This is a genomic window from Edaphobacter dinghuensis (assembly GCF_014640335.1).
Taxonomy (GTDB): Bacteria; Acidobacteriota; Terriglobia; order Terriglobales; family Acidobacteriaceae; genus Edaphobacter; species Edaphobacter dinghuensis.
Genome location: NZ_BMGT01000003.1, coordinates 644,912 through 666,419, shown reverse-complemented (window position 1 = coordinate 666,419; position 21,508 = coordinate 644,912). Strand labels below are relative to the sequence as shown.

Annotated in this window: 13 protein-coding genes; 9 read left to right on the top strand and 4 right to left on the bottom strand. The window is 50.4% G+C overall.

What is annotated here, in order from left to right; translation table 11 throughout:
• Positions 1-46: 46 nt before the first annotated feature.
• Positions 47-2,911 carry a TonB-dependent receptor gene (locus IEW09_RS14655; protein ID WP_188554936.1) on the bottom strand — a complete coding sequence of 955 codons (2,865 nt, stop codon included), beginning with the start codon at positions 2,909-2,911 and terminating at the stop codon, positions 47-49.
• A gap of 205 nt (positions 2,912-3,116) precedes the next feature.
• Between IEW09_RS14655 and IEW09_RS14650 the strand changes: the two genes are divergently transcribed.
• Both IEW09_RS14650 and IEW09_RS14645 read left to right on the top strand, forming a co-directional pair.
• Entirely contained in the window at positions 3,117-3,845 is a 729-nt protein-coding gene (locus IEW09_RS14650) for a response regulator transcription factor (RefSeq protein ID WP_188554935.1), read from the top strand.
• A gap of 2 nt (positions 3,846-3,847) precedes the next feature.
• Positions 3,848-5,251, top strand: coding sequence for an ATP-binding protein (locus IEW09_RS14645; protein ID WP_188554934.1), 1,404 nt, complete (start codon positions 3,848-3,850; stop codon positions 5,249-5,251).
• Here IEW09_RS14645 and IEW09_RS14640 read toward each other — a convergent pair whose 3' ends face one another.
• Positions 5,252-5,899 (bottom strand): CGNR zinc finger domain-containing protein, encoded by a 648-nt coding sequence (locus tag IEW09_RS14640; protein WP_188554933.1) that lies wholly within the window; start codon positions 5,897-5,899, stop codon positions 5,252-5,254.
• A 122-nt stretch (positions 5,900-6,021) separates the two neighbouring features.
• Here IEW09_RS14640 and IEW09_RS14635 point away from each other — a divergent pair, with 122 nt between their 5' ends.
• Both IEW09_RS14635 and IEW09_RS14630 read left to right on the top strand, forming a co-directional pair.
• Positions 6,022-6,717, top strand: coding sequence for an alpha/beta fold hydrolase (locus IEW09_RS14635; RefSeq protein ID WP_188554932.1), 696 nt, complete (start codon positions 6,022-6,024; stop codon positions 6,715-6,717).
• A gap of 48 nt (positions 6,718-6,765) precedes the next feature.
• On the top strand, positions 6,766-7,536 hold the full coding sequence (locus IEW09_RS14630) for an SDR family oxidoreductase (protein ID WP_188554931.1): 771 nt from the start codon (positions 6,766-6,768) through the stop codon (positions 7,534-7,536).
• Positions 7,537-7,635: 99 nt separating this feature from the next.
• Here IEW09_RS14630 and IEW09_RS14625 read toward each other — a convergent pair whose 3' ends face one another.
• Both IEW09_RS14625 and IEW09_RS14620 read right to left on the bottom strand, forming a co-directional pair.
• Positions 7,636-10,191, bottom strand: coding sequence for a hypothetical protein (locus IEW09_RS14625; RefSeq protein ID WP_188554930.1), 2,556 nt, complete (start codon positions 10,189-10,191; stop codon positions 7,636-7,638).
• A gap of 209 nt (positions 10,192-10,400) precedes the next feature.
• Positions 10,401-13,835: a TonB-dependent receptor gene (locus tag IEW09_RS14620; protein WP_229739337.1), complete on the bottom strand. Its 3,435-nt coding sequence runs from the start codon at positions 13,833-13,835 to the stop codon at positions 10,401-10,403.
• 378 nt (positions 13,836-14,213) lie between these two features.
• Here IEW09_RS14620 and IEW09_RS14615 point away from each other — a divergent pair, with 378 nt between their 5' ends.
• The 5 genes from IEW09_RS14615 to IEW09_RS14595 all read left to right on the top strand — a co-directional run bounded on the left by IEW09_RS14615 (position 14,214) and on the right by IEW09_RS14595 (position 21,414).
• The gene (locus tag IEW09_RS14615) at positions 14,214-15,227 is read left to right on the top strand and encodes a substrate-binding domain-containing protein (protein WP_188554929.1); all 1,014 of its coding nucleotides are present in this window, start codon (positions 14,214-14,216) and stop codon (positions 15,225-15,227) included.
• Positions 15,224-17,395: a sensor histidine kinase gene (locus IEW09_RS14610; protein WP_188554928.1), complete on the top strand. Its 2,172-nt coding sequence runs from the start codon at positions 15,224-15,226 to the stop codon at positions 17,393-17,395. The genes IEW09_RS14615 and IEW09_RS14610 overlap by 4 nt, the downstream gene beginning before the upstream one ends.
• Entirely contained in the window at positions 17,376-18,017 is a 642-nt protein-coding gene (locus IEW09_RS14605; RefSeq protein ID WP_188554927.1) for a response regulator, read from the top strand. Before IEW09_RS14610 ends, IEW09_RS14605 begins: the two co-directional genes overlap by 20 nt.
• A gap of 386 nt (positions 18,018-18,403) precedes the next feature.
• Positions 18,404-20,227: a beta-L-arabinofuranosidase domain-containing protein gene (locus tag IEW09_RS14600; protein ID WP_229739336.1), complete on the top strand. Its 1,824-nt coding sequence runs from the start codon at positions 18,404-18,406 to the stop codon at positions 20,225-20,227.
• A 155-nt stretch (positions 20,228-20,382) separates the two neighbouring features.
• Positions 20,383-21,414 carry an arabinofuranosidase catalytic domain-containing protein gene (locus IEW09_RS14595; RefSeq protein ID WP_188554925.1) on the top strand — a complete coding sequence of 344 codons (1,032 nt, stop codon included), beginning with the start codon at positions 20,383-20,385 and terminating at the stop codon, positions 21,412-21,414.
• The last annotated feature ends 94 nt before the right edge of the window (positions 21,415-21,508 follow it).

The following is a 21,508-nucleotide window of genomic DNA, read 5'->3' as shown; positions in this document are numbered from 1 at the left end:
AGAAACAAGAAAGTTGGTCTGAGCTTCTATTACGACTCCATGAAGGTTAGAAGTTGAACATCATTTGCAGATCGATGCTGCGGTTTGAAGAGGGAGACGAGAAGAAGCCTCCGGCCAGAGCATTCGATTTGCCAAAGAGATTTGAACTTAGCACGCCCACAGGCGCTGCAAGATTTACGTTGTTGAACACATTTCTCCCCATGACGGTGAAGGACAGCGAATATTTTCTGGGAGCTGCCTGCCCCATAAAGGGAGGGCGGCCGCCGCTGCTGCTCAAACCGCCGGGCCCCAGACCGCCGCCGGGACCACCACCAGGGCCACCGCCGTGTCCGCCTCCTCCCGGAGGAGGGCCACCACCGTTATTTCCACCATTGCCTCTTCCCTCCACTCTTGGGCCGATTCCGATGGATTTACTCAAGCGCAGATTCAGACTCAGCTGACTGGGGCCATTTCCAAAGTTGTATGGAATGCGTGTCGCATCAAAGGCAGGATCCAGATCAAATTTTCCATACTTGGTCTGAATCACGTCGGTGCTCGATGCCGTAGCGAAGGATGGACGGTCGTTGAATTGGTTGTCTCCGTTTAAATCCTGGCCCAAGGTGATGTTGAATGGTGTACCAGAGTCCATAACCAAAAACGGGCTTAGCGAGACACCAAAGGGAGCCTGATAGTTTCCACCTAACAGAAAGCGATGATGCACATCGAAGGTGGATCGGCCATAATCTGCACCAGGATCAAACTGGTTCGAGGGGAAATAATCTACACCAGAAGTATCTGCCTTCGCATTGTTGAAGAGATAAAAGCCGAAGAGCGTCAGCTTTTTGGCACGGATATTGAAGCTTGTGATGATTTGATTCTGGTTGTAAACTCCGCCCGATTGATATTGATAAAGGTTCTCGTTAATGCCATTGGGGCGTACGCCGGTGCCTGTGGTGGAATCGTATGTTCCAGGCAGGAATGCATTGATATTGTCGCTGTACAACTGGTGAACACCACGAGAGTTGATGTAGGTGACAGAGAGGGTCGCGATCTTTCCGAACTGGTGCTCTACCCCGACTGCGGCCTGCATATTAACCGGCGCTTTTAGATGAGGCGAGAGCTGATAGGTAGTTGGCGCAGCCTGATCGTTGTTCAGCGACTCCACTGATGGTGCGTTCTCATAAAAATTGGGATTCTTCACAACGTATTGCTTCTGATTAATTCCATTCTGGCGAATTGTCTGCAGGACATTACTGTACTGGAAGCGATCGAAGAACCATCCATAGCCTCCTCGAATGACAGTCGTTGGAGCTTTTTTACCCGTGCCAGCCGGTGCCCAGGCGAAGGAGAAGCGTGGCCCAAAGTCTGCGTGGTCGCTGATCTGGTTTTGACCTTCGTAACGCAGCCCATAGCTCAGAGTGAGATTGGGACGAGCTCTCCAATCATCCTGAAAGAAGATGCCGGAGTCAAAGAGCTTGACCTGAGCGGATGGAGTTCCGGCTGTCACCTCGTATTGCGAAGGCTGGTGCGCGGCATAAGCGCTGAGTGAGGAGTAAGTGTAGTTACCGTTGAACCCCAATGTAGAGTAGTTAGAGTCTCGCAGCAGGCGCAACCTGGCTCCAAAGTTGATGGAGTGATTTCCTAATGCAGCGGTTGTGTAGTTTTGCAGCTCATAATGGTCCTGGCTATCGCGCGATATGCCGGTATTGTTTCCACCTCCGGTAAAGGCTCCCTGTACGGTGACTGTCGGCGTCGTGTTTTCCGGCAACTGATTATCGCGATCACGAATGTATTGGAACCTTGTCTCATTGATCCAATGAGCGCCTAACACCTGTGTATCGCTCATCTGCAATGTTTGCTCTTCATTCTGTGTGTTGTAGCCTTGCGTCGGCAGAGCAAATTGTGAGACGCCATCATTCGTATTTTTGACGCGGTCGTACATGTATCGAATGGTTAAGGTGTTGTTGGGCGTGAGTTGAAGATCCAAGCGCGGACTCAAATCTAGTCGCGATTGAGGATTGGAGACTGCCTGCGAGAAGTTATAGGTTTGCCCCGAGGAATCGAGCAGCTCTGCATTGATGATTGAGTTAGCTTGCGTATTACGCTGGAAGGCGCTCATAAACCATGAAGATTTACTGTTCAGCGATCCGCTTATATTGCCCATCAAAAATGTTGAATAGTAAGGCGGTTCGCTGGGTACGAAGGTATTGAGTGAATTGAAGGCCGAGTCATTTCCGTTCACCATGAACGATCCATGGAGCTTATCTGTACCGGGCTTGGTAAGAATCTCAATACGACCATAGCCTAGCTTGTCATACTGCGCAGAGAATGGATTCTGATTGATTCGAATCTCGCGAATGGATGACTTCGGGGGCAACTGCCCTCCTGTAAAGCCATCAATATATATCTGACCACCGTTGGGGCCAGCTGCGGGGCCAGCTAGTGCGTTCAGTTCGTCCTGCAACTGATCGGGGTCGTCTGACAATGCATCAAGGTCTTTCCCTTTGATGACGATTGCGCCTGCGTTGTTGTCGGGAGCGGTGTCAACACCAACGCTCTGGCTGCTTACAGTGACTTGCTGCTGTTCGACGGCTATGCTCAATGAAATGTTCTTTAGGCTTGGCTTCTCAGCGCCGATCTTAACCGTCAGCGGCTCGGCCAGATTAAAACCTTCTGCGCTTACGGTTATGGTGTAGGTCCCGGGCACCAGCTTAGAGAATCGGTAATTGCCATCTGCTCCCGACTGCGCGGTCGACATTGTACCGTCCAGTCCTGTGACCGTAATTTTGGCATTGGGAATTACGGCTCCAGATGGATCACTGACGGTCCCGTGCAACATCCCGGTTGAAGACTGAGCAAACATTACGGAACTTAAAATGCCGATCAGTAAAAGAACGATGGCCGCCGATTTTGCGATCCTGAATAAGAGCATCTTTACATCTCCTGAGCTGCGCCCGTGGACGCGTTCGCCCTCTTCTTTCGGGGTATATTCAGAAGACTTCAAATCGAAGATGTGCGCGGTCACAATGGGTAATGCCGCGTAACAAAGTGTCACCTTCAACGTGACACTTTGTTACATTTCCAGCACAATCTAACTGGCAGAATAGGCGTACTCTCGAAGTTGGCATAGGCAATTCATGGAAACAATTCTTCTCATTGATGACGATGTGGACCTATGTGCGATGCTCACCGATTATTTGGGGCGTCATGGATTCCACATTACCGCGGTGCACAACGGAGAGGCCGGATTAAAGCTGGCCCTGACGGGTAACTATGCCATGGCGTTGCTTGACGTTATGCTTCCCGGGCTCGATGGCTTTGAAGTTTTGCGCAAGCTGCGCTCTTCCTCTTCGATGAGTGTACTTTTGCTTACCGCACGAGGCGAAGATGTAGATCGCATTGTAGGCCTGGAGATTGGGGCCGACGATTATCTTCCCAAACCATTTAATCCGCGCGAGCTGTTGGCGCGAATCAAGGCGATTCTGCGCAGAGGCACGCGGGCTGAATCTTCCGCGCTCAACATAAAACAGGTTTCAGATTCTGTTTCGGTGCTCGGGCTTGAACTTGATTCATCTGCCCGCACTGTAAGCTGCAACGGAACACCGGTCGTGCTTACTGATGTAGAGTTTTCGCTGCTGCAAACGCTGATGCGGTCTGTGGGCGAAGTCGTCGAGCGGGAGCGATTGGCTGAGGCTGTTCTGGGAAGAAAGCTGCATCCTTTTGATCGTAGCCTTGATATGCATATTAGCCGCTTGCGCCGAAAGCTGGAGGAGACCTGCAGCCTGGGCGAAAGAGTAAAGACGATTCGAGGTGTCGGGTATCAACTTGCGATTCCGTCAACACATAGACATCGGGGAGGCCAATAGGTATGCGTGGACTCTTCGCAAAGATTTTCTTCTTTTTCTGGGTCGCTCAAAGCCTTACCTTTATTATTTCAACACTGCTTATTGTTCAGCATCGATTTACACGCCCTGATCAGGTATTTGACGCGCTGAGCGTTACCTTGAAGAGCGAAGGTGCGGCGGCAGCTCAGGCTTATGAACAGGGAGGATGCAGCGCCTTCCATCAATATGCACTATCTCTAAGCCAGCCTGTCTATCTTGCCGACGTAACAGGAAATTTTTTATGCGACGCAGAAAATGCCAAGGAGTACAGCGACGCCTTATCAAATGCTGAAAGAAATTCTCCCTCCTTTTCGGTTCAGGTAGCTAATCGATCTCTTTGGCCAATCTCTATTGCGTCTCCTTCCGGAAAGCATTACCTGTTTATCCTCTCAACGCCGTATCACGCGGAAAAGAGGCATTTGACTCATGATCTCTGGCACTTTGCCTTTCCGCAGTTACCTGTAGCTATTGTCGTCTTCGGGTTGACCACATTCATCCTTGTGCTTGTGCTGACGAGGCCGATAGCAAGACTTCGCGCAGCGGCACGGGAGCTTGCACGCGGTCAGCTCGATACTAGAATTCCCAGTCAGCATCGCGAAACGCACATCTTCGGTGGAGACGAAATACAAGGGTTAGAGCATGACTTTAACCACATGGCAGAACAACTTGAGTCGCTTGTCGCTGCACAAAAGCTACTGCTCCGTGACGTATCTCATGAACTGCGTTCTCCGTTGGCCCGATTAAGCGTTGCTTTGGAGTTGGCTCGAGAGGACGCTCCGATGACGATGTCGGAGAACCTGGAGAGGATCGAACGCGAGACGGGCCGGCTGAACGCATTGATAGGTCAACTGCTACGTCTTTCTTCGCTGGAGTCCAGCAATACGGCGGTCGAGACCGAAGCGTTCAGTCTGAAGCATCTTCTTGAAGAGCTTCTGCCCGATATTGAATTCGAGGCGCTGCAAAGAACCTGCTCCATCAAATTAGAAGCCACATGCGATTGCACTGTGCACGGTAACTTCGAGCTAATCTATCGTGCAATCGAAAATATTGCGCGCAATGCGATTCGGTATACGAAAGAAGTTTCATCAGTAGATGTGGATTTGGGTTGCGAGATACGAGAGGGACGCCGTATCTGTGTACTCAAGATCAGTGATCGAGGGCCAGGAGTGCCGGAGAGCGAGTTGCAGAATATATTTCGCCCCTTCTACCGCGTCGATAATGCCAGGCAGCGCGACACTGGAGGATTCGGCATTGGCCTTGCTATTGCGGAACGTGCCATCCGGTTGCACCAAGGCCAGGTATATGCGATCAACCGAGAGGGCGGCGGTATCACTATGGTTGTTACGCTCCCATGCCATGACGCAATTTCTCAGGAAAAAGGACTCTGATCAGTTTCTATCGCCATGTGAACGGTTATCCCGCTTTCTGCGTTGATATGCGGAAACCTTGAATTTGTTGCCGCATATATTCATGCTGCACCAGCGACGCGATCCCTTTTTGCTCGTATCAAAAAAATGAACGACGCAGGACTCACATTTGCGAATTCTATGAATTTCGGCCTCACTCAAAAGTGCTGCCGCATCGTCAATAATTGGTCCCCAGAGGTCCTCTGGCTTCTGGGGATCGAAGAAGCGTTCTCGAATTAGCTGACCATCGCGCTTACGAATTAGCGCGCATGAGGGATATTGCAGCAATCGCGCATTCACTTCTTCGATTATCTGATCGGATGGAGTCGAGCCGTCTTCCATACGAAAGACGGCATCTCGCAGACGCTCTCGAAAGGCGATCAACTCCTTCAAAAAAGTTGCGGCTTCAGGTGAGGTGCGCCAACGTCGTAGCAAATTCTTCGCTTTCGTGGAACTCACGATGCCTACTGCAATCAACCATCGCTCCAAAGCATGAAAATCCGACAAAAGCTCTGTAGGCCCACCTGCCAAAACTGGTTTTGTATTCAGCAGATCAAGGATCGGCCGATTCGCTACAAAAAGAAATCCGTCAACCCATTCGCCTGAATCTTGGGAGGCCGTGCGCGCCATATCATCTCCTCAGAAATATCGAAAATCTTGCAACACTGTTATTGACTTTTTTATTGGTGTTATCTACTCTTCCCTCATCGCTGTTTTGAGCGTCATACGTTTTATCAATGGAAGGAGAGATCATGTCAACGTATAAGGATGCCACAATTGTTCTTGCCCACGGAGCATGGGCTGATGGCTCAAGTTGGGCACTTGTCATTCATGAGTTGCAAAGGCGAGGCTTGAATGTCGTTGCGGCTCCCATTCCGTTGACTTCATTTGGTGAAGATGCAGCGGCACTTCGGCGAATAATCGCACGAACTCAAGGCCCCTTGATTGTTGTCGGACACGCTTATGCCGGCGCGGTCATTGGGACTGCCGATGACGAACGCGTGAAGGCTCTTGTGTACATTGCAGCTCTGGCTCCCGATGAAGGCGAGACTATTGCAGAGGTCTTCTACCGCGATGAAACTCATCCAAAAGCTCCTCAGTTAGCTCCTGATGCAGATGGCTTCATCTGGATGCCTGATTCCGGCTTTGAACAAGCCTTTGCCCAAAACGCGACACAAGAGCAGATTGCATTGTCCAAGGCCGTGCAGCGTCCTATTGCTTTGAAGAGTATTCAGGAAAAGATTGTCCATCCCTCATGGAAGAACAAGCCAGTGTGGTATCTGATCGCTGAAGAAGACCGCATGATCAATCCTAAAACCCAGCATTTTATGGCCGAACGGATGAAAGCAACAGTGCGCATCTTTAATGTAGATCACACACCATTGCTTACTGCACCAGATAAGGTTGTGGATGTCATTCTCGAAGCTGTACAAGGAGTGCTTCATTAAAGGCTTCCTGAGCACGCTCAACAACACATTTAGAAAGGAGCAAAGAGCATGAAAAGTACCGTTGCCATTGTTACAGGGGCCAGCCAAGGCATTGGCCGTTCAACAGCTATTCGATTGGCTCGAGACTTTTCTTCGATTGTCCTTGTTGCAAGAAATGACAGTGCATTAGAGGAGGTCGCAGACGCGGTTCGACAGAATGGAGCAGAACCATTGAGCATTGCGTCTGATCTAAGCCAGTCCACTTCACCTGAAGCGGTAATTCAATCGACCCTTGGCCGCTACGGCCGAATCGATGCTCTACTCAACATTGCGGGAGCAGTACCCCAAATCAATCTGTTTGAAATGACGGATGAACAATGGCAAGCTGGCATGGAATTAAAGCTCCATGGAGCGCGCAGGCTGACCATCCGCGCCTGGGAGGCACTCAAGGCTTGCAGCGGATCAGTCGTTTTTATGTCAGGCAGCGCAGCCCTTGATCCAAAACCCGCATTTGCTGCTGTGGCGGCAACCAATGCAGCCATCATCGCACTTGCGAAAGCCTTTGCCGAACAAGGGATTAAAGATGGAGTGCAGGTAAACAGCATTATTCCAGGTGCTGTTATGACAGGACGGCGCCGTTCTTTTCTTGAGAAGTGGGCTCCCGCACACAACATGAGTGTCGACGAAGCTACCGCAAAGTTCCCGGAAGAGGCTGGCATAAGCCGCTATGGACAACCGGAAGAGATTGCCGAACTGCTTGCATTCATGGTTTCTCCTTCTGCTAAATGGATGACAGGAACCTCAGTAAGAATGGACGGCGGAGAGACCAAGGGAATCTAAGATCCCTTATGAAGGTAATCAATCACTTCTTTACTATTTCCTCATCCTTATAGCCAATCGAGAAGCTATTTGTTTTGGCTCTTCTTTGGCAAGAGCAAATTACCCAACCATAATCTCCAACATGCGCTGACTCGCTAACATGTCATGAGTAAGTGTGACATAGTCTTTCTCAATCTTCCCCATGGACGTCGTTGTAATTGGCCGTCCGTCGGCTGGGTGAATATGGACTTTAAGTGTGCAGCCGAATCTCTCAGGTAAGTTGAGCGTCACCCTCCATTGTCGGTTGGCAAGAGACTCCGTCTTCCATCCAATAGTGCCGAAGCGCGTGGGACAGCGTTCTACCGCAATCTGCTCTCCCTCGCTAAACCAATGTTTCGGCGCAGCTTTTTGTAAATGACAGATGTCTGCATCACTGTCTTCGTAGCAAAGCAACCAACGCAGTCCAAGCGCTGGTTGAAGAACCGAATTCACTACGGCAGACCACCAGTATTTATTTCCTTCACCAGCATAGCCTCCCGGAATCAACGCATCTTCAGGAGAGTAGTGATTGCCCGAGTCGGCTGTGTAACATACGAGACCATAGAGAGTAAGTAAAAAGGAACGATAGTCGTCCTGGCGAATTTTGACGGCAAGAGTTCCATGCTCCATGAAGTTAGACGTCCGCTGTTCCACTCCATCCATGTGCAGGCCAATTAGTTCCATTCCCGCTATTGATCGATGCTGCAAATGTCCAAGATCCAACGCGGGATCTCCCCAGTCGGAGAGGAACCAATCCTGCATGAAGCGATGGTTCTCGTAACTCAGAAGGTACTTTGGATCGCGATGCGTATCTTCAGGGGTAAAGGGCGTGATTCCCGCAGCCTTCATCTCTGGACTCCGCGCGATCAGCGTCGTCTCCAGCGATCGCTGAATGTTGGTCCGCATCTCAGTCGCAATCGCCGTGAAGCGGGCTGCTTCATCAGAGAACGTAGGATCAGCAATAGCAGCAGCGGTAAGAGCGAGAGCATGATCGTGCATACCTCGCCATACACCAGCAGCATTTTGATAGTAGAACGGATGCGAGTCGGGATAATCATTCAAAGGATCACCCAGATCCGCCTCTGGGGATCCCCACATTAGACCGTAGTGTGGATCGTTTGGAGCATATCTCTGTTTAGAATACTCATACCGGCAAAGAACATACTCCGTCATCCTTCGCAGGATTGGCAGTCTCTTTAAAAAGATACTTAGATCACGTGTGTAGAAATATCCTCGAGCTGAATTGGCGAGGAACAATCCTACATTGAGTGGCGCTTCAACCTGATCCTGCACGTTATAAAGAAAATTACCGTCGGGCAGCACATACTTGTCCAGATAAAATTGGAAATATTCGTCGCTCGATGCAGTCAGATTCCAGAGCTGTTGCGCCCAAATAAACTCGTATTCGGCAACCGGAAACAGTGCATGGCTTCGCTCGGGGATCTGCGTGTAGGCCCCCTCTCCAACCTGATAGGTCGGCTCAAGCCCACGGTAACTGCATCGCGAAAGCATGATTCCAGCCCGTGCGCTATCGCGTAGCCACTCATCAGGAATCGTTACCGGCATCGACTCCTCAAAAAAAGTGTTCCAGCGATTCCAGATACCGGCAAGCGCACTGAAAAAGGAGTGCGCATTTCCATTTGAGTATCGATCTATAAAGCCGCGGTTCTGTGAATCACGATAGACATGCATATCTGCCATGATCTGATCATCAGGAATCATGATTCTGATGCGGGCAATGGGTTTAGCGTCGACTCCGTCAGGAAGCAACACCATGGCTTCATAGCCGCATTGGTACTGCTCATTCCATACACCGATATCTGCTGCCGGAGTATAGCCGCCCAGCAACGTTCGCTTACTGAAGCCCTTCTCATACTTCCATAGATGGACATTATCATTCGGGAAGAAATCCTTCGGATCGAATATGGCACTCAACTCGTCCGGAGCCCATGATGCGTGCGGAGGGTCATTGTTTAGTTCTCTAGACGTGCCATCAGGCTCTAGAAAGAGAGAACGCATAGGACCGCTCTGCTCGTTAGCTACAAGCGTCCAACCAATGTATTCCGGGCCAAGAGCAGCAATATTTTCGTAGCAAGGATCTTCATTAGAGTTCAATATGTACTCGCCTGATACGTCGGGACCGGGAACATAACGGGCTGGGCGTCTCAACTGAACATCAACAGGCGCTGTGATCTGCCGAGGTCGTATCTTTGCTAGGTCTCCAATGCCCTTCGGTATCAGTGCAATCGTTCCCTGTTCAGCAGTGACAAAAGCGATCGCGCCGCGGTGTGTGACATGTTTTTCGAAGATAGCGGTCAATGTGCCATTCATGCCCACAACAGCCAACAGATGCCAACCATCTACCATCTCGCCGATAGAAAGGACTCGGTTGATTGGTCCGGTTTGCAGATGCACGCCGCTCGCATCTGCTGCAGTAATTGTCGGGGGTGCCGCAAGCGCTGTACGTTCGCCCGGTAGAAATTTGTAATACTCGTTGACAATCCTTTCTGGTGAATACGATCCCTTTGGTCCAGACAGATGCGCTCTCTCCGCATGCAGGAAAGCTGGATTCAAGGCAGACGTAATACCAGCAGAAGCCAGTAGCTTCAAAAAAAATCGTCGTTCGATTGTGTCCATAATTTCTCCAAATGCCTTTTGAAGGTACGTCCGCTAGCTTGCCGTTTCACCAGCTTCGGGGTTTTACCTAGATATAAAATGCAGCAAGATAATCGCGGGCGGGAGGGCAATATGTTGTAGTGCAGAGGGCAAAAACACTCTACATTGTCATGAGCTATCTGTCAGATGAAAGATGGGCACAACCGAATAGCAGTTGCGCCCATTCTAGCTTAGAAGTTGAGCCTACCACCGATCAGCATGTTTCGCTGCGGATAGAAGCTTGTACTCTGTGCAAAATTACCATCTTGGAGATTAGTATCTACTCCCTGATAATTCACGCGGTTGAAGATATTGAATGTATCAAAGCGAACTTCAAAGTTGACCCGCTCTGTTATCGGGGTTACCTTCTTCAGAGTGAAGTCTACGTCAGCATAACCAGGGTTGCGAAATTGATTAGGCATCTCGTTGCCTTCAGTACCGATCACCGGAAGAGTAAAATTGCCACACGGCACAACTCCGCCCGGACAAGCTGCTAATATCCCGCGTCCACTATGATAATCATTTCTGTTATGACTCTGCTTATAGGAGGTTACATTGGGATAGTCATTGTTATCGCCGTCAGCGTTGAAATCGCCACTACCAGGAGAGAATGCTAGGTTATCTTGCGTGGCTGGAAGAGCACGATTTATGCGATGGGCACTAAACGGAGCACCTGTATAGACAGTGAATGGAGTACCTGACTGCAGGACTGAAATACCAGAGAGTGTCCAACCACCCAGTATATGTCGCTCCAAACCATTGCTTAACTCTGCACCAGGAAGCTCATAAGAAGCGCCCAGCGAAAATCGGTCGCGTACGTCATACGGCGAATTGGCATAGAACTGGTTTGTAGGATAGCCAACTGGGTAGTTCTGCCAATCGTCCAACGAATGACCGTGTGTATAAGAAGTCGTAAGAAAACCACGTCGAGCAAACCGTCCTCTAGCCGAGACAATAAGCCCGTTGTAGTTCCCTACGGCGGAGTTATAGGCATAATTGATATTGCCAAAACTAGTATTGAGCCGCGTCTGAGTTCCGGTGCATGTCTCCTTTTGGGTCTCAGGATCAATAACGCAAGCTATATGTTGAATTAGATCGCCAGCATAGATATTCACATCATTTCCATATGACGTGTTACCGGTATTACCCCCGGCAGCTACCAAGTTTCCAGAGTGAGATCCGACATACCCGAGACTGACAACGAAATCCGGCGAGATCTGTCGATCAATAGCAAGAGAGTAATTGATGGTGTAAGGACTCTTTAGATGACCATCGACACCGCCGACACCAATCTGTGAACCGGCGATTCCCCCTTTTGCATCGAGCGGCTGTCCTTGAAATGCCGGGTAAGGATAACCAAAGGGATAAGAATTCTGTGTACCATAGCCAAAAATGGGAGCTGCGGTTGATCCATTATTGAAGAAGGTTGGTCTCACAAATCCGGGCGGATTTGCGCTGAGTCCATTCTCTGAGTTGCCCAGCGTAAAGTAATCATGGAACAAGCCAATGCCGCCGTGAGCTAACCATTTACCACTGTCCCCTGGGGCATAAGCAAAACCTGCACGCGGGCTAAAGACATAGTTCATATCTTTTGCGAACACATGGCCCTGCGCCGTCATGACGCCGTTAGCAACCTGCTGCTGAAAGCTCGAACCTGAGCCGAGATGGAAGTTAGAAAGACCTGTTCCGGCGAGTGAAGGATAGGCATTGCCGAAGTTGTCGTAACGGATGCCATAGTTGATAGTTAGATTATGGGAGACCTTCCAGGTATCCTCGGCGAATGTGCCGCCTGTTGTTTGAGCATAACCATAGTTATTTGCTTTGGGCTTACCAGAGACCGGATCATAGGAGAGGTTATTTTCAGAATAGGGGTTGTTATTGATGAGATCGATGAGGCTATTGAACTGAAAGGTTGGTTGTGCATACGCTGCAGCAAATAACGCCACATCATCTCCATGCCAGCCTTCATAACCAAATTTGAAGGAGTGCGAACCATGAATGTGAGTTAGCACGTCGCGCCAGTGATAACTATGTTGGATATAGTCGCCCAATGCAAATCCAGAGCCGAAGCCAACACCTAGACCAGTTACATTTACGACAGGTACGGTAAAATTGCCACCTGAGGGGGCAAAGCCTTCGATACGGTTGTACCCAACAAACGCTTCATTCAACGTATTTGGCGAGAAGGTATGGGTTTCATTGCCCTGAATGGAAAAAGTATAGTAGTTGTTCGTTGTCGAGAAAGCTGGACGCACAGCTGGGCCACCAGTGCTAATGGTATCGCGGTAGAAAAGTCCATAAACTCGGTCCTTCGTGAAATATTTATCAAGACGGATGTTGTACTGCTTTGAATTGTTGTAGCTGCTCGAGTTGAAGTTGCCCTGGTCAAAAACCGGAGTGCTGCAAGGGATGTTATCGGTTGAAGGCGTCCCGCATCCTGTATTCTCTGCGACATCCTGCGCGCCAAATGCCTGCTCGGCAGTCTGCAGCACCTTGCTAAAAGTCACATTCGTCGGTTTGTACTTATTAATAAGCTGCACTTCAGGGCTATTTGGCTGGACTGCATTGGCAAAGCTGACGAATGCAGGATCTTCATAGGTTTGCAGCGAAGTTCCATTCGAGCTGAGCGAGAGATACGGTTCATAACCAGCAAAGAAGAAAAACTTATGATGCGGGATAACCGGACCGCCAACGCCGAACGAAAGATTGTTTGTATGGAATGGCGCTACACGTGTTCCCTTCGGTACCCCGTATTCTCCACGTGCGTACAGACCCTGGTAAGTGTAGTACTCGCTGGCAAACCCGTGATAAGTATCTGTTCCGGAACGCGTTGTGATAACTGTTTGAATAGAACTAGCCCGCCCAAAATCTACCGTATAAGTATTGGTCTGCACATTGGCTTCCGCAACCGAGTCAGCGTTCGGAGTAAGATTTACAACGCCTGGGCGGATGCTACTAGTTACGTCCAGACCATCGACCACATAAAGATTGCCATTCGCTCCCCGCCCATTGGCACTCGCATCAACTGAATTTTCCGGGTTGAAGTTCGTAGAGGTTCCTGCCCCAAGTCCTGTCACTCCAGGAGCGAGGGTAACCAATGCCAACGGGTTACGAGCAGCCAGTGGGAGATTATCGAGTGCAGCTTTATCAATAGTAAGTTGGTTACGGCTATCCGCTGTATCAAGCAAGGGTTGCTGGGTAGTAACCTGCACAGAGGAACTGACCTGCCCTACCGACAACACGATGGGTACGTTGCGTGTTTCGTTGGTGCTTAGAGTCAGTGCAGTCTTTGAGCCTGAAAACCCGGCTGCGTCAGCAGATAGTTGATAGTTCCCTGGAGCAAGGCTCGCAAACCTATACACGCCTGAAGAGTCCGCTGTAGCTTTTTGGCTAACATTGGTATCCACGTTGGTCAGCGTCACAACTGCGGATGGAACTGCAGCTCCAGTCGAATCCTCAACCGACCCTTGCAAACTACCGCTGAATTGAGCCCAACACGTGACGGACGTCAATAGAGCAACGCAGAATACTATGCCGGCTATACGCTTTGACAAATACTTTATCCCTGCGGCCGATAATGCCTGCAGGGATAATAGCTTCATGACTATCGGTGAAAAATCATTCATAATGCCTCCAGAAAGTTTGAAAAAAACAGGCCCACTTCTTCTATCGCCTTGCTACATAAATCAACGAAACAAAGGTTTGTGGGCCTGGTGGATGAAATCGCTTACATTAGAGAGCAGTCTCTGTGCAACTAGAAATGTGTTCATAAATCTCTCTTCAAGCAAATGTAAAAGTGCTATCCGTAGACTTATGTAATCCGGTGTCCCGGCTTCATTTCACAACCTAAGGAGAGGCCAACCAGATAGCCAATAAACCTTACGCGTCGAGGATTGATGTCTGCATGGGTAGGATTAGCTAGCTCCTTATAGGTCATATGACCTATAAGGAGACCAATGCTTGATGGCCATAGCCGAGACAGCGTAAACTCAGCCCGCGCCTTCATGAAATTTTTTCTCTTCAACCTTGGTCATTTCCGTTGCTGGAACCGCTCAATCTGGATCTCGTTGGCTTCTCTCTCTCTTTTGCTTTCTATGAGTTGCCGCGAGCCACATCAGGTAACGATTGCGGTAATTCCACGCACCTCAGGCAGCCTCCTTTGGGAGCCTGCACATCGCGGCGCTCAAGATGCGGCTGAAGAAATCGGCGCACAAATATATTGGAATGCACCAACGCGTGAAGATGACGTAGCGGGACAGATCGCGCTCATCGAACATGTAGTTGCTGGAGACTATCAGGGACTGGTGCTCGCACCCAACCAATCACTTGCCTTGATTACACCGGTTCGACGTGCATTGGCACACGGACTTCCTCTTGTGATCATTAGCTCTCCTCTTCCTGTGCCAGCCGGAAATAACCTCTCTTATATTTTGAATGACGAGGAAGAGGGAGGCCGCATTGCCGCGCGAAGAGTTGCCCAACTCCTGCATGGCCGAGGCACGATCGCTATTCTCGGCATCGATCCTGATGTAAAAGGAATTATGCTGCGCGTGGAGAGCTTCGAGCGTTACCTGGCTCAAAACGAACCTGATATACATATCATCGAAAGACATACAGGATCTTTTAATGTCCCGCACGAGCAAGAGGTAGCAGAGGAGGCTCTTGCGGCACATCCAGATCTCGATGCAATCGTCACACTAATGTGGCCCTCGGCACGGGGTGCCATGTCAACCATTGATAATAATCCAGGAAGATTCAAGGCAAAGGTTCTAAGCTTCGATCCCGAAGATCTTTCATTCTCCTCACCTAGTCTTGATTCTGTTGTCGTACAGAATACCCGGATGATGGGCAACCTTGCGGTAAAGCTTATCCATGCCAAACTCAGCGGAAAGGCAATCCCGGCCATTACTACTCTGGAACCGGTCCTGATCACGCGAGCCAATGCGAATAGTGAAGAGATACGCCATATGACCACGATGGATTGGAATCCTGGTTGGAACCTGAGTCACACACCATGAGTCGTCCTCTTCAAAGCCGCCAATGGATCTGGGTCTGCTTGCTGATCTGCACGCTGTTGACTTTCGTAGGCGTTGGATTGCGAGCATATCTGCGTAGTTCTACACGCGGACTTCCCTATCACGATTCCTTTGCTCAAGACAGAGCTGATGAATGGAAGGCATTCGGAGGCACATGGGATGTCGTAAAGGGTTCCATGCGAAATGATTCAGACGAACGCGGAGCCAAATTGCTCACTGGTTCTCACTACTGGCGTGATTATCTGATTGAAGCCGATGTAATGCTTCTGAGTTCAGGTGGAGATGCCGGGCTTATTATCCGTTCAAGCAACGAGGAACAGGGTGTCGATGCCTATACCGGCTACTACGCCGGCCTTCGCAGCCTCGACAATGCACTGGTCCTCGGCCGCGCTGGACACGGATGGATGGAAGCAACCGTCAAATTTGCACCAGGTCATGATCAGATAAAGGCATTGCAGTGGTATCACCTTAAGCTCTTGGCTTATGGATGCCAAATCGTGGCCTCTGCCTCTATCTTGCCGGATACTCAACTGGCATTCGCTAAAGTGGCTGATACCCATTGCATCCCCTCGGGTCGTGCTGGTCTGCGTTCTTATGTGTCAGGCGGAGTTTGGCGCAACGTTGTTATCCGTACCGCAACGCAGAAAGATGTTCTCGCTATGACAGGCCTCTCGAAGAAAACCGGAAATACTTCCAAGCAGGCCTCTTCCGATGAAGAGTTTGGCACCGTTGATTTCGCCGCACCCTCCCCGCGGGACGATGAATATATCTTTCACTCGAGCTCAAACGCCCAATCAATCAGCAGCCTGCACCTCGTTTCCTTCGCCACCCCCACTACTGCAACCATTCGCGGAAGCGTCATCCTTACTGCACCTATGTTATTTGTGCAGGACTCTACTGGTGGAGTCGCCATTCCGCAACCGATCTCTCCATCGCTGAAAGTTGGAGATCAGGTCGAAGTTACAGGGCAAGTTCATACAACTGATTTCACATCAAGTCTTGAACATGCAACTGTCCATGCGTTGTGGGAGGGAACGCCGATACCAGCCGTCACGGTTGCTGCTTCGCAGGCAGCAACCGGAGCATTCAATGCAACCTTTATCGAAGTGGAAGGTCGTCTGCGCAATAAAGAATACGGACCAAACAACACTCTCCTGCTCAATTTCGATGCTGGTCCACAATCGTTTCGAGCCATCATGAATCGCGGACGCGGAGACTATCTATTTGCCAAGCTCAAACCAAATAGTCTGCTTCGCCTGCGTGGTGTCTGTGTCGTCGATCCTGCTTACACTCGCAACCTCACACCGTTCGTCCTTCTGCTGCGATCTCCAGAAGATATCGACGTATTGGCGGAGCCTCCGTGGTTCAGTGCAGGACATCTCATCGCTCTCGCATTCGGCATTTTTATACTCGCACTTTTTGTAAATTACTTTTACACACGGGTTGAACATTGGCGTCTTCGTGCAGTCCTTGAAGAACGCGAGCGCATGGCCCATGAGATGCACGACACATTGGCACAAAGCTTTGCTGGCATTGGTTTTCAACTCGAAGCGATTCGAAGCGGGCTTCCGGAAGATCTGCCTACGACGCATCAGCAACTCAATCTCGCCACTGATCTTGTTCGTCATAGCCACGAAGAAGCACGCCACAGTATTGCTACACTGCGTCCCGAATCGCGCGAATCAGTAGATCTTCTCAGCGCACTTGAGTCTTGTGCGCAACGCATGGTCGAAGGTGGGTCTGTACAAGTTCTGGCTTCCGGCAATGGAGATATTCGTAATATACCTCTGCGCATTACGGATACGCTCTATCGCATTGGCCAGGAAGCCGTCGCTAACGCAGTACGCCACGCACACCCGAGCGTGATCAAAATCTCTCTTCACTATGCAAAAAATATTCTAACGATGCTGATCATCGACAATGGTATTGGATTTACTCAAAGCGGTAGCCTGTCCGGCTTCGGAGTACGCGGAATGCGTAAACGCGCTGACAGCATCTCTGCCAAATTTGAGATAGTAAGTGAGTCACAAAAGGGCACACAGGTTCGTGTAGACGCCATGCTCCCTCCACGCATGACCTTTATCTCGTGGCCACAGTTTCTATGGAAATATTTGAGGACTTATCAAGCCGATGACACATTCAGTCGCTAATCCTATTCGCGTTCTTATCGTCGATGATCACCCAGTCGTACGTGCAGGTCTAGCCAGCATGCTGGGTACGAAGGCTGAGCTGCAAGTCGTCGGCTCCGCATCCAGCGGCGAGGAAGCACTTGTAATGATTCAGCGCGATGCTCCCGATGTTGTACTACTTGATCTTCGGATGCCGGGGCTCAATGGCATCGATATGCTCATCGCCGCAAAAAAAAGAGGCTCACAGGTTCGTGCCATTATTCTTACCAGCTACGAAACAGACGAGGACATCTACCGTGCTGTACAGGCGGGAGCTCAGGGATATCTCCTCAAAGACACCCCGTTTAAAGAAATGCTGGAAGCGATTCGGACTGTGAATGCAGGCAAGCGCTATATTCCAAGGCAGATTGCTCAACGCCTCGCCGAGCGCATGATGCGCACAGAACTTACCGCTCGTGAGATCGAGATCCTCAAGATGCTCGCCAAAGGTCCCACGAATAAGCAGATTGGCCAAGCTCTCGGGATCAGTGACTATACCGTACGAAATCATGTCAACAGCATTATCGAAAAGCTCGAAGTCTCAGACCGCACCGAAGCTGCCACCACAGCCATTCAACGAGGCATCATTACCATAGATGATTAATAGACAAAACAAGTAGCTCATTTGACCTATAGACCCCGATACCTCGAACAAGTAACACTAATACTGTTACTAACAAGTCTGCAGCACTACTACCTAATCAACTTCAAATGAGTTGAAATCGCCCTTCAGAGTGCAGACTTTGACACGGAGTTAAAATGAAAACGGTTTCTTTATCCTTAGCCAGTCGACGGCGTTTCCTTAAGCAAGTGGGAGCTGCTGCTACTTTGGCTTCATTTCCGGTAACTGGACGCACGGCTCGAGCTCTTTCGAAGGTTCCTTCTCTACCAGCCATTGCAAGTTCAAATACTGCAATCAAAAACCGAGCTCCGCTCGTGCAGAACGCATTTTATATGTTACCGCTCGGTAGTGTTCATCCTACTGGCTGGTTGCGAGATCAGTTGCGGATTCAGGCCAGCGGCCTAAGCGGACATCTCGACGAGACTTGGGATGATGTAGGCAGCAATAGTGCGTGGCTGGGTGGCACGGGAGAAGCATGGGAGCGTGGCCCATACTTTATCGATGGGCTTGTCCCTCTCGCGTATCTGCTCGATGACGATCGCCTAAAAGCGAAGGCACAGAGATATATTGAATGGACACTGACAAACCAGCTTCCAAATGGGATGATCGGTCCTCGCAGCAATGACGACTGGTGGCCGCGCATGGTCATGCTCAAGGCATTAACACAGTATCAGGAAGCTACCTCCGATCCGCGTGTCATACCGCTGCTCACCCGATATTTTGCGTATCAACTTAATACACTGCCAGCAAGGCCTCTGCGCGACTGGGGAAAATTTCGCTGGCAAGACAATGCCCTTATTGTTATCTGGCTCTACAATCGCACTGGAGATTCCAAGCTGCTCGACCTCGCTCACCTCCTCCACCAGCAGGGCTTCGATTGGAAAGCTAATTTTGCCGACTTCAAATATACCGAGCGGATCACTCCAGAGTTCATCAAGCTCAACGAGGGCGGCGGCCTGAAGGATGTCGCCCTTACAACTCACGGCGTCAATAATGGTCAGGCGATCAAAGCATCTCCGGTCTGGTCTGCCATATCGAATGACGAAAGCGATCGCCAGGCGGTGCACCAGATGATGGCCGAGCTCGACAGATATCATGGCCTACCCAACGGCATGTTCTCGTGCGATGAACACTTAGCAGGCCGGAATCCATCGCAAGGTACTGAACTCTGCACTGTTGTCGAAACAATGTTTTCGCTTGAGCAATCGTTGGCCATCCTCGGCGATGCCTCACTCGGCGATCGATTGGAGCTCATTGCCTTCAATGCTCTGCCAGGCACCTTCACGGACGATATGTGGGCGCACCAGTACAATCAAGAGCCAAATCAGGTTGAGTGCAGTCTCCACCACAAGCCCTGGACGACTGATGGCCCCGAATCGAACCTGTATGGGCTCGAGCCCAACTTCGGTTGCTGCACAGCAAACTTTCATCAAGGCTGGCCAAAGTTTGCCGCAAGCCTTTGGATGGCATCACACGACGACGGTCTGGTTGCGGCCGCATACTCACCTTGCGAGGTTCGGACTACAGTCAACGGCACAACGGTCCACGTGTTGGAAGAGACCGACTATCCCTTCCGAGGAACGGTGCACATCACTGTGAATCCATCAGCGTCGGTGAAGTTTCCGCTCCGGCTCCGCATTCCAGCATGGGCCAATGGCGCAACGATCTCTATTAATGGAGTAGGCCAGCCCGCTCCATCTGCCGCCACCTTTGCCCGAATCGAACGCACTTGGCAATCTGGAGACGTCGTAGAGTTGAAGCTCCCCCTAGTTCCTAGACTGTCATCTGGATATAAGGACTCCGTCTCAATCGAACGAGGACCACTTGTTTTTTCCTATCCCATCGGTGAGAGTTGGGTAAAACTGCGCGATCGTGGAATGACAGCCGACTGGCAGGTCTTCCCTTCCACATCATGGAACTACGCTCTCGCAGTGGACGAGGAAAATATAGGCAAACTGGCAGTTGAGGAGCAACCGGTTGGCGCATCACCCTACAGCTTGAAAGATACTCCCGTGAAATTACAGGTGAACGCGCACAAACTCGACGAATGGCGTGCCGTAGATGGTGTCGCCAATCCGGTTCCGCAAAGCCCTGTCATCAGCAATCAAGTCGAAGAACAACTGACGCTTGTGCCCTATGCAGCAGCGAAGTTGCGGATCACTGCATTCCCCAAGGCTAAGAAAATGTCATAGCATGCACATCCATTGGCCCTATAGTTACAGAACCTATCGCAAGGCAAGAACACATCGGGATTACAGGCGTAGCGGAAGTATTTACATGTTCAATGCGGACAACTATTCGACAACAAAGCGAAACCAATTTAAGTAAAGGAACTTACGAATAACCCATGTCAATCAAATCAAACATACTGTTCGGAAAAATCCTGTCGTTCGCAATCCTTCTCACAGCTTTTATGATGACTCCAGCTAACGTCGCTTCAGCGCAAAAGACCACACGCCCCTGTGATCTCTTCGCATCTGCAACGCCCTGTGTTGCCGCCATCAGCACGACCCGCGCTCTTTACAGGGCATATACCGGCCCACTCTATCAGGTTACTCGGCAATCCGACAAAACTCACACCAACATTGGCCTCCTTCCCAACGGCTACGCCGATGCCGCAGCACAGGATACCTTCTGTGCCAAAACATCTTGCACTATCACGAAGCTCTACGATCAATCTCCCAACCATAACGACCTCACGCTTGCACCTCCTGGCGGCGCAGCGCACGGACCAGGCCCCAACGGCTACGATATCCCTGCTATAGCCAATGCTCTCCCCGCAACCATTACCGGACATAAGGTCTACGGCCTCGTCATCTCCCCGGGGATGGGCTACCGCAACGATAGCCCCAAACAAACAGCCGTCAACGGTGAGCCCGAGGGCGTCTATATGGTCACCTCTGCCCTCAATCTTAATAGCAAGTGCTGCTTCGACTTCGGTAACGCCGAAACCAACAATCTCGACAACAAAGCCGGACACATGGATGCTATTAACATCATGTGTCACGGCAACCCATGCAGCCCCGATGCGGGACTCGACATGGAGGATGGCATCTACGGTCACCTTAAAGTTCCTGCCGGCACCACCTTCGTCACCGACATGGGCGCTAGCGACGGTCAACATACCTTCGCCATCTACCAAGGCAACGCTCAATCTGGAAGCCTAACCAGTACCAACATCATCTCTCTACCGAACGGCTATCAACCAATGAAACAGGAAGGAGCTATCATCCTGGGAATTGGTGGTGATAACAGCAATTGGGCAACGGGCTATTTTTTCGAAGGTGTAATGACTAAAAGAATGCCCACCAAGCAGGCAATGGAAGCAGTCCAGCGCAACATCGTAGCCGCTCGCTATTCTGGTCATCTACAGCCCTGATACTAGTAGCTGGCCCCTCTGTCAATCCAGCAAGCCGGAGATGTTATCAATGAATTTTGCAAAGGTGTAATTGAGTGTGCAGCTCAGACCGTGC

Bases quoted from the DNA above. Each gene is read 5' to 3' on its own strand.
- IEW09_RS14655 (WP_188554936.1), bottom strand. From the start codon at position 2,911: ATGCTCTTATTCAGGATCGCAAAATCGGCGGCCATCGTTCTTTTACTG.
- IEW09_RS14650 (WP_188554935.1), top strand. From the start codon at position 3,117: ATGGAAACAATTCTTCTCATTGATGACGATGTGGACCTATGTGCGATG.
- IEW09_RS14645 (WP_188554934.1), top strand. From the start codon at position 3,848: ATGCGTGGACTCTTCGCAAAGATTTTCTTCTTTTTCTGGGTCGCTCAA.
- IEW09_RS14640 (WP_188554933.1), bottom strand. From the start codon at position 5,899: ATGGCGCGCACGGCCTCCCAAGATTCAGGCGAATGGGTTGACGGATTT.
- IEW09_RS14635 (WP_188554932.1), top strand. From the start codon at position 6,022: ATGTCAACGTATAAGGATGCCACAATTGTTCTTGCCCACGGAGCATGG.
- IEW09_RS14630 (WP_188554931.1), top strand. From the start codon at position 6,766: ATGAAAAGTACCGTTGCCATTGTTACAGGGGCCAGCCAAGGCATTGGC.
- IEW09_RS14625 (WP_188554930.1), bottom strand. From the start codon at position 10,191: ATGGACACAATCGAACGACGATTTTTTTTGAAGCTACTGGCTTCTGCT.
- IEW09_RS14620 (WP_229739337.1), bottom strand. From the start codon at position 13,835: ATGAATGATTTTTCACCGATAGTCATGAAGCTATTATCCCTGCAGGCA.
- IEW09_RS14615 (WP_188554929.1), top strand. From the start codon at position 14,214: ATGAAATTTTTTCTCTTCAACCTTGGTCATTTCCGTTGCTGGAACCGC.
- IEW09_RS14610 (WP_188554928.1), top strand. From the start codon at position 15,224: ATGAGTCGTCCTCTTCAAAGCCGCCAATGGATCTGGGTCTGCTTGCTG.
- IEW09_RS14605 (WP_188554927.1), top strand. From the start codon at position 17,376: ATGACACATTCAGTCGCTAATCCTATTCGCGTTCTTATCGTCGATGAT.
- IEW09_RS14595 (WP_188554925.1), top strand. From the start codon at position 20,383: ATGTCAATCAAATCAAACATACTGTTCGGAAAAATCCTGTCGTTCGCA.